Source organism: Pseudomonas sp. Pseusp9 (assembly GCF_059491265.1).
On record NZ_CP168500.1, the window covers coordinates 1548456 to 1565504 of the forward strand.

A 17049-nucleotide genomic window follows, 5' to 3' on the forward strand; every position below is an offset into this window, starting at 1 on the left:
CGCCATCCCGGTGCAAGGGATGGCGGGTTTTTTATTGCCCGGTCGATTTTCCGATAAGTGGTAGCAATACCTGTTATTTCTGACAGTAGCCAGCGTTATGTAACTGCCTTTAAATCAACTCATTCCAGTTTTGTTCAGTATCAGGTCGCGTGCTTTGGATTTATTTTCAACTGATGGAAGGAGTCATTAAATGTCCAGGTATACCAGGTTCAGTCAATTAACATCAGTTGAAGAAAAGGCGCTCGCCTACCGTAAGTTAAGGTATTCCGCCGAAATACTTTTGGCCGATCCACCTGAACTTGACTCGAAAAGAAATCCGCTGTTAACGAATGAGCCGGATGACGAGATAAACCAACTTCACACACGTTATCAAGGAACAGTAATAAGGGTTCATGTTAATCAGTTCGACCAGTCGCAAGATCCCGTGCCTACAAATGGTTTTATCCAATTGCGCTGGAATGGAACATTAGTGGGCGAGGCTTATGCCTATAAAACCCCGGTGCCCATTGCTGCCTTCCCTTTTGAACTCGACTTGCCGGCGGAATTTACCGCGGAAAAAGGCACGTATGAACTGAGTTACCGCATCAACCATGGTGGCAATACCGGCGCGTTGGTTAAGTCCTTGATCATCAATATCGATACGGATTTTCCGGCGGCATTAAAGCCGACGGTTCCGGTGACGGAGATTACCAAGGAGTATCTGGATGACAACGGTCATGTCCCGGTGACCTGTCCGCTGACGAGTGACAACAGAATTGGTGACGTTATCAGGGCCTGGTATGGCAAGTCGGAAGCAGACCCCGGTAAAGTTCTGATTGGCACCCAGACTCTCACCTCCCCCATTACCGCCCCTGTGTTTGAGTTGACTGAGGCAATGTTGGGTGGTGAAGAAGGCCTGCACGAAATCTGGACTGACCACTGTGACCGAAAAGGCAACCAGAGCCCAGCCTCGGAAAAGTTAAGGCTGGATGTGGTCTTGACCCTGCCGCCGGTACTCGTGCCGGCTTCTGTTCCACTGTTCGAAGATGATGGCGTCATTAGCCTGATAGACGCGCAAACGCGTCCGGGTTTGGGCGTTGGAATCCGTGTCGATTACGAAAACCATGTCGAGGGTAGGGATTGGTTGCAAATTACCTGGGATGGCATTAAGCAAGTAGAGCAGTTGATTGACGGCTTCCCATTTTTCATCGACGTACCGTTCAAAGATGTCTACAACAACGTCGCTTACCAGGAAAACGTTCCGGTCGGCATGCAGATCCGACGCGGAGATCGTCTCTATCCTGAAAGCCCGCTGATTACGTCAGTAAAAAAAGACTTGAGAAGACCCGGCATCATTGATCCGGAAGAACCAGGTCCGCCGGATGCCTTTCTGCCACTGTTGACGGCGCAGGGTGCGGTATCTATTGAACCCAACTTTATTGTAAAGGCTGACGAAGATAAGCCAGTGTCCTTGATCGTTCCCTTGTATGAGGGGGCGGTAGCCGGTGAGCGACTACAGCTTTTCTGGAACGACGTTGAAGTACCTGATGCCGAGGGTGGGGTTTATACCGTGATCGGCGACGAAGGGGATGATTTTACGGTGACATTCACCGTGACGTGGGGGTTTGTTGCTGCGCAAGGGAATAATGCTAAAACGCTTCTGCATTACCACGCCAAGGATGCGGTGAGTGATAACTATGCGGTGTCAGGCCCGCAAACTGTTTTTGTGCATATACACGATATCGTGGTGCCAGCGCCTGTTGTTCAACATCTGGATCCTGACTTTGATTATTTGAACTGCGGCTCCTTGCAAACCGGTCCCGGAGGGGAAAAGGTCGTAGTGGTGTTTGTACCACCTGAGCCCAATTTCAAAGATCGGGTCGTCCGGCTCGAGTATCAGGCCTATTCAGATGACCAAGGAGTTGTAGAGCTACCGATCAGGGACAGCGTTGCCTATACGGTTGATGAACAGGAAAGCGTAGATGGCGCCTACATCAACATGCCTTATAAAGTTTTCGATGAAACTGGCAGCGCCTTTGGGGCGATCTGGTACACCGTTGTGGTTGATGGGCACCTGGCAACTTCAGAGCGGCATCTTGTACGAGTACTGATGAGAGAGGGGGATGGCTCCAGTTGCAACTTCAACCCGTTACCGTGATCGAGCAGGGGCGCCTTTGGGCGCCCCTTTTTGCTTGTGCATGTTTGTTAGGTGTGGAGAGTTCTCAGGCGCAATCAGATTAATCCTACATTTTTCTGTAGGACGAAAAGCTATCGTTCGCGCCCCTCACAAGTCTCCCGGCGCCTCTGCTGAACGGAGGCGAGATGACGAACAGGAGACAGGATATGACTCTAGAAAAGACACCGTTACACGTAGCTGTGCACATGGGTATTTTCAGGATGCTGGCAGTGGTGCCGGCATTTTTTTTGCTGACCCCCGTCGACGCTGGCGGCGGTTATTGTCGATAACAGAACCCATGAAGTCGGTTCGTCTACGAAACCGATCGACTATCTGGTGCGCAACAACGGCACGTTGAACGTGGTGGACGGCGTAACCCAAAGCCTGTTCGTCGAGTCCGGTTCGACACTGAACCTCAACGGTGCAACCGTTAACGCCAACCGTGGCACTGAAGGTATTTCGGTCACCGGTGGCAGCCTGGCGAACATCAACCAGACTACGGTCACCAGTGACAATCTCGCCTTGACCGTGAACCGCACGCCAGGCGCGGCACAAGGTTCGACTGCATTTGTCTCGAACAGCCAGTTCAATGGCGGTGACACCGGTGCCGAGGTGACGGGGTTGAGTACCCTTGAGCTGGTGAATACCGGTCTGACCGGCACTGCTTCAGGTAGCGTGGGTTTGAGCCTTCGGGGCGGCACGGTGCAGGCCTCGGCGGGCTCTCGTATCAATGGGGATGCGGCAGGCGTATTGATGGATCGGGACCCCGCCAGCGTCGGTGCCAACTCGCTGAAGCTGGATAATTCCAGTGTAGTGGGCCGCACTGGCCCGGCGATTCAGGTGCAAGGCGGGATCGCCGCCAGTATCGAGGTGTTGAACAACTCCACGTTGCAAGGCGGCAACGGGATTGTACTCGAGGTGTTGGGAGCCTCGACGGTCGCCATGTCTGTGGCCAACAGCGCCCTGCAAGGCAACGTGCAGGTGAGTCAAAACAGCACCGCCGATCTCTCGTTCAATCAAGCTCGCATGACCGGCAATGTGCTGCTGAGTGAAAACAGCACTGCCAATCTCTTGTTCAATGAAAGTGTCCTGACCGGCGATGTGCAGGTGAGTCAAAACAGCACCGCCGATCTCTCGTTCAGCCAAAGTCACATGACCGGCAATGTGCTGCTGAGTGAAGGCAGCACTGCCAATCTCTTGTTCAATGAAAGTGTCCTGACCGGCGATGTGCAGGTGAGTCAAAACAGCATCGCCGATCTCTCGTTCAGCCAAGGTCACATGACCGGCAATGTGCTGCTGAGTGAAGGCAGCACTGCCAATCTCTTGTTCAATGAAAGTGTCCTGACCGGCGATGTGCAGGCGAGTCAAAACAGCACCGCCGATCTCTCGTTCAATCAAGCTCGCATGACCGGCAATGTGCTGCTGAATGAAAACAGCACTGCCGATCTCTTGTTCAATGAAAGTGTCCTGACCGGCGATGTGCGGGTGAGTCAAAACAGCACCGCCGATCTCTCGTTCAGCCAAGGTCACATGACCGGCAATGTGCTGCTGAGTGAAAACAGCACTGCTGATCTCTTGTTCAATCAAAGTGTCCTGACCGGCGATGTGCAGGTGAGTCAAAACAGCACCGCCGAACTCTCGTTCAACCAAGGTCACATGACCGGCGATATGGTGGTCGAGGAGGGCTCCAGCGCCAACGTCACCCTGCAAAACAACTCGCAGCTCATCGGGCGTCTGGACAAGGTCAACAGCGTGACGCTCGACACCTCCACCTGGACCATGACTGGCAGCGACAGTATTGGCAGCCTGACAATGGCCGGCGGTACGGTCGATTTCGGCATTGCTCCCGGCGCTTTCCGCGAACTCACTGTCGAGAGCCTCAATGGCAGCGGCACCTTTGCCATGTCGGGGGATTTCGCCACCGGCGGTGCAGACCGGCTGAATGTAACCGGTGAAGCCAATGGCGAGTTCGGCCTGGCCGTCAGTGCTTCCGGCAAGGATGCGGTTTCTCCTCAGCAACTGACCTTGGTCCACACTGCCGCCGGTACAGCACAGTTTTCGCTGGTGGGCGGTCGGGTCGATGTGGGGACCTGGTCCTACGATCTGGCCAGCAGCACCGATGGCGCCGGTGGCGCCGGTGGCGCCGAATGGTTCCTGGACCCCACCACCAAAACGGTCAGCCCCGGCGCTCAGTCGGTATTGGCACTGTTCCAGACGGCGACCACCATTTCCTATGGCGAGTTGAAGTCACTCGAAACCCGTATGGGTGAGCTGCAATCGGACGGCAATCTGCATGGCATATGGGTCCGGCCGTATGGCAACAAGTACAACGTCGATGAAGACTCGGGCGTCGGTTATCGCCAGCGCCAGCAGGGTATTTCCCTGGGTGCCGATACCCGTCTGGGAGACAGCCAATGGCGACTGGGTGTGCTGGCGGGTTACAGCCAATCCGATCTGAATCTGGATGGCGGAACGTCGGGCAATGTCGACAGCTACTACGTCGGTCCCTACTTCAGCTGGCAGAATCCGGACAGTAATTACTACGTGGATGGGGCGTTAAAGTTCAACCATTTCCGCAATGACTCCAAAGTCAATCTGAGTGACGGCACCCGGACCAAGGGCGATTACAGCAATTCGGGCGTGAGTGCATTGGTGGAAGTCGGCCGCAACATCAAGCTGACCAATGACTGGTTCGTCAAACCTTCCGCCCAAGTCTCTGCGGCCGTGATCCAGGGCGCGGACTACCATTTGGACAATGGCATGCAAGCCGATGGCGATCGTACGCGCTCGTTACGCGGCAAACTGGGTGTGGCCTCCGGGCGCAACTTTGCCATCGACCGCGATACCGTCGTGCAGCCCTATGGGCGTGTGGCCTTCGTGCATGAGTTCGCCAGCAATGACAACGCACAGGTCAACGGCAACCAGCTCAACACCAGCCTGAAGGGCAGCGGTTTCGAAACCGGAGTGGGGGCGGCGGTTTCCTTCGGCAAAAATCTGCGTGTGGACGCGGGCGTCGATTATGGCAAGAGTGAAAAGTTCGAGCAGCCTTGGGCGGTGACGTTGGGGATGAGTTACGGGTTTTAGGAGCGTCTGAAAGGCGAGGGCAGCCATTGCACATCGGGTGAACACAAACCCAATTCACCGGCAAGCCAACGCCCCGACGAGTTCGGGGCGTTGGCTTTTGTGCGTCAGGCATTTGCCAGGTGCGCACTGCACTGACCGTTTACTTGGCAGCAGTGACAGAACGACTTGTCGATGGGGTACCGGCTTTCGCCGGTTTTTCGGCCGTCGTCGGTTCAAGTGGTTTGATTTCGTAAGAAATTTTCCCGTTCAACTGATCGGCCACGGCATCACTGTCGCCACCTGCCGCGGCACTGCCCCAGGTGACCACGCGGCCATCGGTGGTCAAGGCGGCGAAGGCATGGGTGTTGCCGCAGATGGCCCGTACGTCGGTCAATTGTGGGGCAACTTCGGCGGGAATTTCACCGCCATAAGTGGCATTTCCCCATGCCACCACGGACCCGTCGGTGCACAGTGCGGCAAAGGCGGATGAAGCGGGCACCACTTGAACGATGTCGGTTCTTGCTGCGATGGGCTCAGGTAGGGCACCTCCTCTGATGTCGCTCCCCCATGCCACCACACGTCCATCCGCGCGTTGCGCAGCGAAGGCGTAACTGTTGCCTGTGACCGCTACGATATCAGTCAGTCCCCTGATTGGATTGGGCAGGTCGCCTCCATAAGCCTTGCTTCCCCAAGCCACTACTGTTCCATCGTCCCGACGGGCTGCAAAGGCATACCGCGTACTGCAAACCTCCACGATGTCGGTCAGCTCCGCAATGGCTTTCGGGACTACTCCCCCATTATTGATATGCCCCCATGCCACCACGGCCCCATTCGCCCGGCGTGCAGCGAAGGTGGCGTCACTTCCCGTGACCTCCACAATATCGTTCAGCGCCGCAATATCATCGGGAATGACGGCACCTGAAGCGGCATTGCCCCAGCCCACAACGGAGCCACCAGCCCTTAGTGCCACAAAGCTATGCAGGCTGCCGGTTATCGTGACGATATCTTTCAGTGCCGCAACCGGTTCAGGAATGCCCCCCCCCATACCGGGACTCCCCCAAGCCACCATACTCCCATCGCTTCGTCGTGCCGCAAAGGCATAACCATTGCCCGTTACCAACACGATATCCTTGTGTTGGAGGATGGGCTCCGGCACCACGCCACCGTTGTTCGCATACCCCCAAGCCACGATGCTGTCATTGGTCCGGCGAGCTGCAAAGGCATAGCCGCAAAGGCTAAGCGCGACCACATCAGTCAATGCTGGCAGTGTCGCGCCGAGGTCACCGCCACGGCCGGCTCTCCCCCAAGCCACCAGGTTGCCCAAGTCCGCTCGTGCCGCAAACGCCGCATTATTGTCCTGCATGACAGAAACCAGATTGCCGTTACCCACCAGGTTGCGCTGACGAATCGTCACCCAGTCATCGTCCACCTGCACATGCAGCGGGCGATCCTGTTGCGTATCACGAAACCTCGAGCCGCTGATGACATCCGTTTGGTGGTTATAGCGCCAGCGGGCCTCGATTGGTTGCAAGGTATTGGCGTCCAGCGCTGTCAGCCAATAGGCGCCCCCCGAAATCAGATGACAGCCCCCACGCGAGCGCGCGCCCATCACCTGCAAGCGCCCGATCCCGATGGAGTGGCGCACGTCATACGCGGCGAGCCTCGAGACCTTACGGGTGCCATCCACACGCCATACCGTGCAGTCGAGTCGGACTTCGCGGCCGACGTTTGCCAAAAACACCGCCCGGGGCAGGGCGACCCATTTGTCACGACCTGCCTGACCCTCCTCGACCACGAAGGGCACGCTGACAGTGCCGTCTCCGGGCGCACCGGTCACGCGGATCTCGCCGGTATCACCGATCTGCAACTGATATTCGTCAGTCGCCAGACACGCCTCCAGTTCGCGCGGCGTAACCGCCAGGTCCATGAATTCGCCGACGGCACCATCGAGCCTGGGCGGATTGAAATCCAGCGTGGCATCGCCAATGAGCAATACCAACGGCTCGGAGTATCCAAGGATCAGACCGCCCCGGGTGATGTAGTAATCCACCGTCACGCTGCGGTAGCGGCTGGCGGTGACGAACTGTTTAAGGACCGTGAACTCGACTTCCTTGCCGGCCGTGTCGGCGGTCAGGTTCCTGAAATCCATGTCGCTGCCACCCGCGACCGAACTGCGCCAGCGATACGTGACCCGATCCTTGTCCAGGGTCCCGAGGTACGGGACAAACAACGGAAAACCGCGGGAGGGCACGGCTTCCGGATCCAGCACGTCATCAGGGGCAAGGTCCACGCGCGGCGGGGGGAGCGTCTCAAGGCGTGCCTGTAGGGCAATGGTCTGGTTTTCAGGGGTGGTGGATGGCGAGGGCATGTGAACACTCCTTTTGTTGGGCGACAGCCTGGCGCTGAGGCCCGGTGGCAAGGGCTATCACAGCGGAAATGTGTCGGGGATGGCTACTGTCAGAACTGACAGTGGCGACCAGTGGTGGCAACGTTTTTTCTGCTACTTGACTCTTTTCATTCACATCCGCTCCGGCGCCCCGATCAATCTTCCCATCGCCCTGAATATGCCCAACTGCCTGATCACCTCCAGTTCCCCTCGCGTCTCGACCATCTCCGCAATCAGCGGCAAATCAATGCTGTGGGTCGCGCGAAAAATGGCATCTATAAACAGTCGCTTGTCAGGTTGCTCATCAATGGCGCGAAGTCGGTGACGCTGGGCGTGAGTTACGGGTTTTAAGGGATATCGAGGGGGAAGAAAAAAACCGCGTTAAGCGGTTTTTTTCGTTTGTCAGGTAAACAACCAAGTCTTACTGTTTATGAACGTGTTATAGAAATGTACCAGTCTTGCGAAATCTGGTCATCCGTACTTCTCACCTGAAATTTGTAAGGTCCTCCCGGAGAGTGTGAGCCAGTGTTTACTTGAAATCCTCCTGTCGCATCTGCTTTACGTCTACCTGCCCAAACGTTACCAAGATACAGATTGACTTCCTCGTTTGGCGAGGCACCGTAACCGTTGAAAGTTATCACTTCATCTTGAGACACACTTCCGTAATTTGGAATTAGGTTCCCACCGCGGTCTGTGACACTAAGAATAGTCAGCTTGAGGCTCTCGACCAATTTGAATGTCCGAGGCGGACTGGAGACGACATCCTTGACCTTGATAGTGATGCTATGGTGTCCAAGCAATAATCCGTACTGGCGACGCCAATCGCCTTTTTCATCGGCGGTTGTTCCAGACAATTGTTGATTGCCATTCCAAACTTCAACTGTATGGTGAGGGCTGGCCTTACCGATAAACGTTAAGCTTTTGTCAGCGGTATATCCACCTTCCAGGATGGGGTTGTTTTTGGAGTCGAGGATGTTCGTTATTTCCCCGAATGGTGTAACCGTAAACGTGTAGGGTGGGGAGGATGTTTCGCCCGCCCCATACAGGGCCTTTGCGGTAAGGCTAACGAACTCGGTAAAAGCCGTTATTGGTTGTACCCAATTTCCGTCACCATCGGCCTCAGGCTCTCCCAATGAGTCAGTACCTTTGAGCAACCGGACTTTCTTCCCAGGCGTAGCCTTGCCGCTGACGGTCAGATAAACGTCCCTGGTGGTGGAACCAGGCAGGACAGGATTGCCATTGGAATCTTTAACACTTTCAATGACTGGTTTGACGTCCGGTATCCGGGTAGTAATCGTCCATGAATTAGACTCGGCATTATCACCATAGTCTGCCACCGCGATGAATTGATAAGTGGTTTCGTAACTCAGATTTGGAACGAATCTGACCCATTTACCAGTATCGTCGGTCGGTTCCGGCTTCGGGTCGATGACGCCATTGATCTTTAGCTTGATCTGCGCTGACGGGGCCGCCTCCCCCCTGACAAATACCTGGTTGTATCTGGTGCTACCGTTGTTCTCGATCAGGCCGTCCGAATCGAACACGCGGGTGTTGTGTGGCTTGATGATGGACGCCACGGTAAAGGTGCGGGGCGGCGCGGTGATTTCCCCATCGCCATAGTTCGCCTTGGCGGCGAGGCGGTAGAAGCCGTCTGTTACATCGAGCAGGATTTTCCAGGCGCCATCGCCGGGATCGGCCGTTGCGCTGGCATCCTTTATCGGGGTGCCGCCATTGAGTAGCTGAATGCTCTCACCGGGCCTGGCATGCCCCTTGATGATCAACTGGTTCTTGTCGGTGGTGCCATCTTCAGGAACAGAAGGGCCGCCTTCGGATTCGAGGACATCATCCAGGCTCAATTCCACATCCAGTGCGGCGCGGAAGGTGAAGGCGCTGGACTCTTTGCCATTGGCTGCCCTGATCTTGATGCTGTAGTTGCCAGCGGTAAGCCCGTCGAAAGTGAGTTTGAACAGCCCGTCACGCTCGACAGTGGCTTTCTTGCCCGTGGCGGTGTTGCGGTTGAACGCCTCTACTTCCATATCGGGAGGTGCGTAGCCGGAAAACTCCAGCGATTTGCCTTCGTAGGTATCGCCATTTTCGATCGGGCCATCCTTGCCAGTGACTTTGTCGATGATCGGCGTCTCGGTCGCCAGAACGAAAATGTACGGCGAGGAAAAATCTTGAGGCGGGTATTTTTCCAGAGCATTAAGGCTGTAGCGCTTGAAGTCCGGCAGTGTGAACTGTTTGACCCAGTCTCCCGCACCATTGCTGGTCACGTCAGTGATTCTGGTCACGCCATTGCGAATCCAGAGCTCCGTATTTGCGCCGGACGTACCCTTGAAGGTCAGGGTCTTGTCAAAAGTAACGCCGTTTTTGCCAACGAGATTTCCGCTGCTGTCTCGGATTTCATCGAAGGTTACTGTCGCTGTTGCTTCACATTGTGTGTTTGGCGTGATTGCCGAGGTATTCGGGGGGTTGGCGGTCATGATGATGACTCCGGGTGTTGAAAAAAGTTTGGGTGCCGGAGTGATTTAAAACCTCGTCTGACAGGTTGCCTGCTGTCATAAGTAACAGGAAAAGTTTGCTTCCAGTCAATGATCAAGGTGGCATTGGCTGCCTGGCAAGTTTGGCTCCGGCGGCCCGATCAACCGCCCCATCGCGCCGAAAACACCCAGTTCCGTGATAGCCACCAACTCCCCCGATGTTTCGACCCTCTCGGCAATCAGCGGCAAATCAATGCTGTGGGTCGCGCGAAAGATCGCGTCGATGAACAGTCGCTTGTCAGTCTGCTCGTCGATATTGCGAATGTAGGCCCCATCGATTTTCAGGTACGCCAACCCCAATTGGGTCAGATTGCCGATCTGGCTGAAGCGCCCGCCAAAGTGTTGCAGGCCTATTCGATAACCGCTTTCAAGCAGGCTGTGACTCAAACGCTGCAGTTCCTCGGGGGACGGCAGTTGATGCTCGTCGATTTCCAGGGTCAGCAGCGGCGCCAGTTCCGGCAGGGAGTCGAGCAGGTCGAGGATTGTTCGCCATTGCACCGGGTCGCGCAGGGTGCTCCCGGACAGGCTCAGTGCCAAGGGCCTGCGGTTGGCCACCAGGTCGTCCAGCGTGGCCTCGAGCATCGCCAGGTCGAACCGTGCCGACCAGCCAAGACGCTCGATCCACGGCAAAAAATGCCCGGCGGCTATCGCCTCGCCCTGCGGGTCGAGCAGGCGTGCGAGCACTTTGTGATGCAGCACCTGGCCGGGGTCGGCGCATTGCACGACGGGCTGGAAATACAGCTGCATTTTGCCTTGGTTCAGGGCATCGTCGATCCAGGTGCGCCAGTCGTGCTGGGTGCAATTCGGCGCGGTATCACGATGACTCAAGTGCACCCAGGGGCGCTCGGGATGTTGCCGGGATTCAGTCAGTGCCTGATCCAGGCGCAGGAGCACGGCGCCCATCGGCTCACCGGGGCGGTAGGTGACAACGCCCAGGTGGGCGACGGGCATGCAATCGCTGGCACCAGTCAGGCGCAGGTTCTCCAGGCTCCCGCTGACGTCGGCGGCCAGGCGCGCGGCATGTTCAGCGTCCAGACCCGGTGTCAGCAGGCTGAATTCGCCACCACGATTGCGTGCCGCCAGCCAGGTGCGACGCTCCGGCAATTGAGTCAGACGCTTGAGCAATTCGCCTACGGCACTGATCAGCGCGTCAGTGCGTTGGCCGCCCAAGCGCTGGTTGAGCCCGTTCAGGTCGTTGATCCGTAACATCAGCAAATGGCCATCGCGGCTCTGTTCGCATTCGCGTAAATGGTCGGCCAGTTGTTCGTCGAGCAGGCGCCGGTTGGCCAGGCCGGTGAGGCTGTCCAGATAGGATTCGGCCCGCAGTTGTTCGCTGCGCGCAGCTTCTTCGCTGAACAGGGCCTTGAGCTTCTCGACCATCTGGTTCATGGCCTGCACCACCCGTTTCAGTTCCGGTGTCCGTGGCAGTTTCGGCAGGCTGAGGAACTCGCGTTTACTGATGGCTTCAGCTTGTCGGACCATGCTGTCGAGGGGACGAAATTGCCGGCGCAGCATCCACCCGCCAATCACTGCACTGAACAGCCCGCATAACAGCAACCAGATCAGGCTGCCGAGGGTGCTGTCCCAAAGCTTGGCCAGGGCGAATTGCGGATTGCTCAGCACTTCGACCCGGGCCTGTTGTTCCCAGCCGCGCATGACCAAGGCGTCGCCACCTTCCGGGCGCAGGTTGACCAGGTTGACGAACCAGTCAGGCACGCCGTCGATTTTCGGCGCTGCGCTGCGTTCGACCAGGGTTTGCTGATCCTTGAGCCTGATGACGCGGATGCCGCTGAAATAGCCGCTGTCGAAAATCGAACTGACCATCAGCTCCATCATTGCCGGGTCATCGACCTGTGCCGTCAGTGTCAGCCCCAGCGCGGTGGCTGCGTCCTGGGCGTGGGCGCGCAACTGACTGAGCGTTTGCTCGCGGGAGCTTTCCAGGCTGGCAAAAAAACTGCCGCTGAACGCCACCAGCAGGAACAGGCAGATGGCCAGAAACAACTGTTTACGCAGTGTCATGCATCGCTCCTTGCCATGGCGGCTAGCCTTCGCCTATGTCGAACCCTTCGGCCTGCATCTTTTTCAGCACGTCCTGCCAGCGCGACAGCTTTTTCGAGTCGCTGCTGCGCTGGCCGCCGTTTTTGCCCGGCAGGTACAGGCCTTCGGCGTTGAAGGCGTACACCGGCAGCAAGTCTTTGCGTTGGGACGCGGGGCGGATCTCGCCGATCAGATTGTCCAGCACCAGTGGATCGGCCGTGGGCGAGCTGTAGAACGTCAGCACCATATGCGCCTGGTTCTGGCTCAGGGCCTTGACGTAGGTGATGCGCAGTTTTTCACTGGGAATGCCGAGTCGGCGCAGGCTGAAATATTTCGCCAGCGCGTAGTCCTCGCAATCGCCGGCGCCCTTGATCAGGGCTTCGACGGGTGTGGCCCAGTAATCGGCCTGTTGCCAGATGCGCGTGTCGTCCTGGAAATTCAATTGCTGATTGAAGAAGCGGTTCACCGCATTGAGTTGTTCGCGTTCGGGCGCGCCGCGTGCACTTTGCAACATTTGACTCCACGCCTCGATCCGGTTTTTTGCCGGTCCCGGCGGGCCGTAGCGTTTTTCAACGGTTTGCAGAACTTGCGCAAAATCCCAGTCGGCCCGGACCCCATTGAATAAGATCAGTAGCAAACCAGCCAGCAGCAACCAGCCGCCGAGCCGAAGTCGGAGCGCTGGCCATCCTGGACTACGCAGACTGCGGGCCATGTCTGGCTGCTCGAATAGGGATGGGTGAAGTTTAGGTGGAGTTTTTGCCGGGACAGGGCAGGTCGTCGGACGGGCCCAAACAGCTGTGGCGAGGGAGGCTTCAGGGATTGCGCAGGGTTTTTTGCCTGAGGATATAGACCGTCACCAGCACCGCACTGGTGAGCATGAACCCCCGTGCCCAGGGAAGCGGCACCAGATAGCAGGAGAACAGAATGCTCGCCCACATCAGGCCGATGGCGTAGACCTTGCCCTTGAGCGGGATGCCGTTGCCGTCGAGGTAGTCGCGGATCCATGGGCCAAGTCGTGGATGCTCAACCAGCCAATGATAGAAGCGCGGGGAACTGCGGGCGAAGCAGGCGGCCGCCAGTAGCAGGAAAGGGGTGGTGGGCAATACCGGCAGGAAAATCCCGAGCACCCCCAGCGCCACGCTCAGCCAGCCGATGGCCAGCAGTACGTAGCGCAACATCAGGGGGCGGTTGCCTATGGGGTTGTCCATAGGCAAAACCTTAGTGGTGACGGGGCTTGAGAATCGCCGGTTTTTCGTCTGGTGCATTGCACAGCAGGTACAGGGCGGTCAGGGCTTCCGGGATCTGCACGATCATGTCGTCCATCAGGTTGGCATCGGCGGCAATGTCGGAGAACTCCGGCTGCTCGTCGAACAGGCCCGAACCGACCATGATCGGCAGCAGCATTTCGCTGACTTCGTCTTCGGCGGTTTCGAACCAGGCTTCTTCGCGCAGGAACACGCCTTCCATGAAGCCGATGCACCAGCCGCGCAGTTCGGAATCGTCCGGCTCATCGCCCAGATCCAGGTCGCACGGCAACTCGAACTCTTCGTCGGAGGCCAGTTGGCGGGCGATGTGGGCCTTGAGGCCGATCAGCGTGGCTTCGATCTCTTCGCGCTGGGCCTCGCTGCTGTAATGCGGCTCTTCGGCGAACAGTGCGTCGATCCATTCACGCTCGGGAACCGCTTCGGAACAGATCGACAGCGCGGTGAGGTAGCCATGGGCGGCCACGTAGTCCAGCGCCTCGTCATGCAGTTCATCAGCGTCGAGGAAGACTTGCAGGCGGGTTAGTTGCTCAGCGAAGGACATTAAAGGACTACCTTGGGGAATGTTCGATGCGGGAATTCTAGGCCTTCTTGAGCGCTTGGGCCAGCCGCATGGCAAATGTGGGGTTGGATTGCGTGTCTTATCAGCGGCACCCTTTGCCGGACAGGGCTCGGGTATACTCGCGCGTTTTGTGATGCCCTGCTGGCGTCACGGCTGAAATGTGAAGCGACATGCAATGCGCACTTACGATTTGTTGGTGCAGCATTGCGGGTTCTGAACCAGCCTTGCAGGGATGTTTCGGTGATTTTTGGAGTTTTTATGCTCGAACAGGCTCAACGCGTCCTCAAGGACATCTTCGGCTACGACAGTTTCCGTGGCCGCCAGGGTGCAATCATTGAGCGCGTGGCCAGTGGCGGCGATGCCCTGGTCCTGATGCCTACCGGTGGTGGCAAATCCCTGTGCTTCCAGGTTCCGGCGCTGCTGCGCGAAGGCCTGGCGGTGGTGGTCTCGCCGCTGATCGCGCTGATGGACGATCAGGTCGCCACCCTCGAAGAGCTGGGTGTAGCGGCCGCCGCATTGAACTCCACCCTCAGCGCCGAGCAGCAGCGCGACCTCGCCGCCCGCATCCGTCGTGGTGAAGTGAAAATGCTCTACCTGGCGCCGGAACGCCTGGTCCAGCCGCGCATGCTGTCATTTCTGCAAGGGCTGAACATCGCCTTGTTCGCCATCGACGAAGCACACTGCGTGTCGCAATGGGGCCACGATTTCCGTCCGGAATACCTGCAACTGGGCCAGTTGGCGGAAATGTTCCCCGACGTGCCGCGCATCGCCCTGACCGCCACGGCCGACAAGCGTACCCGCGAAGAAATCGTCACCCGGCTGCACCTGCAAGACGCCGAGCGCTTCCTGTCGAGTTTCGACCGGCCGAACATCTTTTATCGCATCGTGCCCAAGGAGCAGCCGCGCAAGCAGTTGCTGGCGTTCCTGGCCGAACGCCGTAGCGATGCGGGCATCGTGTATTGCCTGTCGCGCAAGAAAGTCGAGGAAGTCGCCGCATTCCTCAGCGAGCAAGGTTTCCCGGCGCTGCCGTACCACGCCGGCCTGCCCAACGATCTGCGGGCCTACCATCAGAAGCGTTTCCTCAACGAGGAAGGCCTGATCATGGTTGCGACGGTGGCGTTCGGCATGGGCATCGACAAGCCCAACGTGCGTTTTGTCGCGCACCTCGATTTGCCGAAATCCCTTGAGGCTTACTACCAGGAAACCGGTCGTGGCGGCCGTGACGGCCTGCCGGCAGACGCCTGGATGGCCTACGGGCTGCAAGACGTGGTGATGCTCAAGCAGATGCTGCAGAACTCCGAAGGTGATGAGCGACACAAGCGCCTGGAGCAACACAAGCTCGATGCCATGCTCTCACTCTGTGAAGAAACCCGCTGTCGCCGGCAAACGCTGCTGGCCTATTTCGACGAAGACATGCCCGAGCCATGCGGTCATTGCGACAACTGCGTCGACGGAGTGCAGACCTGGGATGCCACCGAGCCTGCGCGTCAGGCGCTGTCGGCGATCTACCGCACCGGTCAGCGCTATGGCGTCGGACACCTGGTGGATGTGTTGCTGGGCAAGGACAACGAAAAAATCCGCAACATCGGCCATCAGCACCTCTCGGTGTTTGGTGTCGGCAAGGCGATGGCTGAGGGCGAATGGCGTTCGTTGTTTCGCCAGCTGGTGGCCCGTGGTCTGGCTGACATCGATCTCGAAGGCTACGGCGGCCTGCGCCTGAGCGACAGTTGCCGGCCGCTGCTCAAGGGCGAGGTGACCCTGGAACTGCGTCGCGATCTCAAGGCGCAAACCGTGGCGAAAAGCAGCAAGAGCCAGGCAAGCCAACTGGTCCGCGGCGAAGAGCGCGAGCAATGGGAGGCCTTGCGTGCCCTGCGGCGCAAGCTCGCCGAGGAACATGGTGTGCCGCCGTACGTCATTTTTCCCGACTCGACCTTGCTGGAAATGCTCCGCAGCCAGCCGACCTCGCTGGCGGAAATGGCCCGGGTCAGCGGCGTCGGCGCGCGCAAGCTGGAGCGTTATGGCGAGGCCTTCCTCGAAGTGCTCGGCGGCCAGGTCGAGGCGCCGAAAGTGGTGGCCGACGTGCGTCACGAACTGATCACTCTGGCGCGGGCCGGCATGACGCCGGTGCAGATCGCCGGTCAGTTGCAGTGCTCGGAAAAGAACGTCTACACCATGCTGGCCGAGGCAATCGGCAAGCAGCAGCTGTCGTTGGAACAGGCGCTGGATCTGCCTGAAGATCTGATGGGGGAAGTCCAGGACGCTTTCCTCGACGGCGAAGGCGAGTTGCCGCCGGTTTCCGAGATCGCTGCGCTGTTCGCGGGTCGGGTACCGGAAGGGGTTTTGTACTGCGTTCGGGCTGCCCTGCAGTCGGAATTCGAGATTTGAGACATCTGTAGTGCTGATGTAACGATTCACTACAGATCAGGTCTTGCCTCAAGTCGAGGCTCATGCTTAGCTGACTAATAATTAGTTTTAATTTATTTCAGTCTGATCATGAGTGTTTTATGCCGTTAACCGATCAACACCGCTTTGGCATGCAGTTGGCCCAGATGTCCCGCGGCTGGCGTGCCGAACTGGACCGCCGGCTGGCGGGTATGGGCTTGTCCCAGGCGCGCTGGCTGGTGTTGCTGCACCTGGCGCGTTTCGATGAAGCACCCACCCAGCGTGAGCTGGCACAAAGCGTCGGCGTCGAAGGCCCGACCCTGGCCCGTTTGCTCGACAGCCTGGAAAGCCAGGGGCTGGTGCAACGTCAGGCCGTGCTGGAAGACCGCCGGGCGAAGAAAATCGTTCTCTGCGCGCCGGCGCGCCCCTTGATCGAACAAATTGAAACCATTGCCACGCAACTGCGTCACGAACTGTTCGAAGGCGTCGATGAGGCAGACTTGAAGGTGTGCATGCGCGTTCACGGGCACATCCTGGGCAACCTTGAAAAATCCTGAGGCATAACCGACTGCCAGTTTTTTTGAGATAGTGCATTGGGCGAACTATAAGAACTACTCGGCAATATCGTGTTCGTAACGGATGTACGAACCCGTGCGGATGGT

10 protein-coding genes and 1 pseudogene are annotated in these 17049 nt (G+C 57.8%); 4 read left to right on the forward strand and 7 right to left on the reverse strand.

Annotated features, from left to right (window positions below; translation table 11 throughout):
* The first annotated feature begins 190 nt into the window (after window positions 1-190).
* Both ACEN8E_RS06975 and ACEN8E_RS06980 read left to right on the forward strand, forming a co-directional pair.
* Entirely contained in the window at window positions 191-2137 is a 1947-nt protein-coding gene (locus ACEN8E_RS06975) for a hypothetical protein (protein WP_495591976.1), read from the forward strand.
* Window positions 2138-2491: 354 nt separating this feature from the next.
* On the forward strand, window positions 2492-5239 hold the full coding sequence (locus tag ACEN8E_RS06980; RefSeq protein ID WP_495591977.1) for an autotransporter outer membrane beta-barrel domain-containing protein: 2748 nt from the start codon (window positions 2492-2494) through the stop codon (window positions 5237-5239).
* 139 nt (window positions 5240-5378) lie between these two features.
* Here ACEN8E_RS06980 and ACEN8E_RS06985 read toward each other — a convergent pair whose 3' ends face one another.
* The 7 genes and pseudogenes from ACEN8E_RS06985 to ACEN8E_RS07015 form a co-directional block, all read right to left on the reverse strand.
* On the reverse strand, window positions 5379-7586 hold the full coding sequence (locus ACEN8E_RS06985; RefSeq protein WP_495591978.1) for an RCC1 domain-containing protein: 2208 nt from the start codon (window positions 7584-7586) through the stop codon (window positions 5379-5381).
* 150 nt (window positions 7587-7736) lie between these two features.
* Window positions 7737-7922, reverse strand: a pseudogene (locus ACEN8E_RS06990) (EAL domain-containing protein); the annotation flags it as partial.
* 110 nt (window positions 7923-8032) lie between these two features.
* Window positions 8033-10087: a hypothetical protein gene (locus ACEN8E_RS06995; RefSeq protein ID WP_495591979.1), complete on the reverse strand. Its 2055-nt coding sequence runs from the start codon at window positions 10085-10087 to the stop codon at window positions 8033-8035.
* Window positions 10088-10192: 105 nt separating this feature from the next.
* Window positions 10193-12163, reverse strand: coding sequence for a cyclic di-GMP receptor LapD (lapD, locus tag ACEN8E_RS07000; RefSeq protein WP_495591980.1), 1971 nt, complete (start codon window positions 12161-12163; stop codon window positions 10193-10195).
* Window positions 12164-12185: 22 nt separating this feature from the next.
* Window positions 12186-12893, reverse strand: a complete 708-nt coding sequence (lapG, locus tag ACEN8E_RS07005; protein WP_495591981.1) for a cysteine protease LapG — start codon at window positions 12891-12893, stop codon at window positions 12186-12188.
* Between the two features lie 100 nt (window positions 12894-12993).
* Window positions 12994-13389 (reverse strand): YbaN family protein, encoded by a 396-nt coding sequence (locus ACEN8E_RS07010; protein ID WP_495591982.1) that lies wholly within the window; start codon window positions 13387-13389, stop codon window positions 12994-12996.
* A 10-nt stretch (window positions 13390-13399) separates the two neighbouring features.
* Window positions 13400-13987, reverse strand: a complete 588-nt coding sequence (locus tag ACEN8E_RS07015) for a UPF0149 family protein (protein ID WP_008023664.1) — start codon at window positions 13985-13987, stop codon at window positions 13400-13402.
* 276 nt (window positions 13988-14263) lie between these two features.
* Between ACEN8E_RS07015 and recQ the strand changes: the two genes are divergently transcribed.
* Together recQ and ACEN8E_RS07025 are read left to right on the forward strand one after the other, a co-directional pair.
* Window positions 14264-16390 carry a DNA helicase RecQ gene (gene recQ, locus ACEN8E_RS07020; RefSeq protein ID WP_495591983.1) on the forward strand — a complete coding sequence of 709 codons (2127 nt, stop codon included), beginning with the start codon at window positions 14264-14266 and terminating at the stop codon, window positions 16388-16390.
* 119 nt (window positions 16391-16509) lie between these two features.
* Entirely contained in the window at window positions 16510-16944 is a 435-nt protein-coding gene (locus tag ACEN8E_RS07025) for a MarR family transcriptional regulator (protein ID WP_150724407.1), read from the forward strand.
* Window positions 16945-17049 lie beyond the last annotated feature (105 nt).

Bases quoted from the DNA above. Each gene is read 5' to 3' on its own strand.
- ACEN8E_RS06975 (WP_495591976.1), top strand. From the start codon at position 191: ATGTCCAGGTATACCAGGTTCAGTCAATTAACATCAGTTGAAGAAAAG.
- ACEN8E_RS06985 (WP_495591978.1), bottom strand. From the start codon at position 7,586: ATGCCCTCGCCATCCACCACCCCTGAAAACCAGACCATTGCCCTACAG.
- ACEN8E_RS06995 (WP_495591979.1), bottom strand. From the start codon at position 10,087: ATGACCGCCAACCCCCCGAATACCTCGGCAATCACGCCAAACACACAA.
- lapD (WP_495591980.1), bottom strand. From the start codon at position 12,163: ATGACACTGCGTAAACAGTTGTTTCTGGCCATCTGCCTGTTCCTGCTG.
- lapG (WP_495591981.1), bottom strand. From the start codon at position 12,893: ATGGCCCGCAGTCTGCGTAGTCCAGGATGGCCAGCGCTCCGACTTCGG.
- ACEN8E_RS07010 (WP_495591982.1), bottom strand. From the start codon at position 13,389: ATGGACAACCCCATAGGCAACCGCCCCCTGATGTTGCGCTACGTACTG.
- ACEN8E_RS07015 (WP_008023664.1), bottom strand. From the start codon at position 13,987: ATGTCCTTCGCTGAGCAACTAACCCGCCTGCAAGTCTTCCTCGACGCT.
- recQ (WP_495591983.1), top strand. From the start codon at position 14,264: ATGCTCGAACAGGCTCAACGCGTCCTCAAGGACATCTTCGGCTACGAC.
- ACEN8E_RS07025 (WP_150724407.1), top strand. From the start codon at position 16,510: ATGCCGTTAACCGATCAACACCGCTTTGGCATGCAGTTGGCCCAGATG.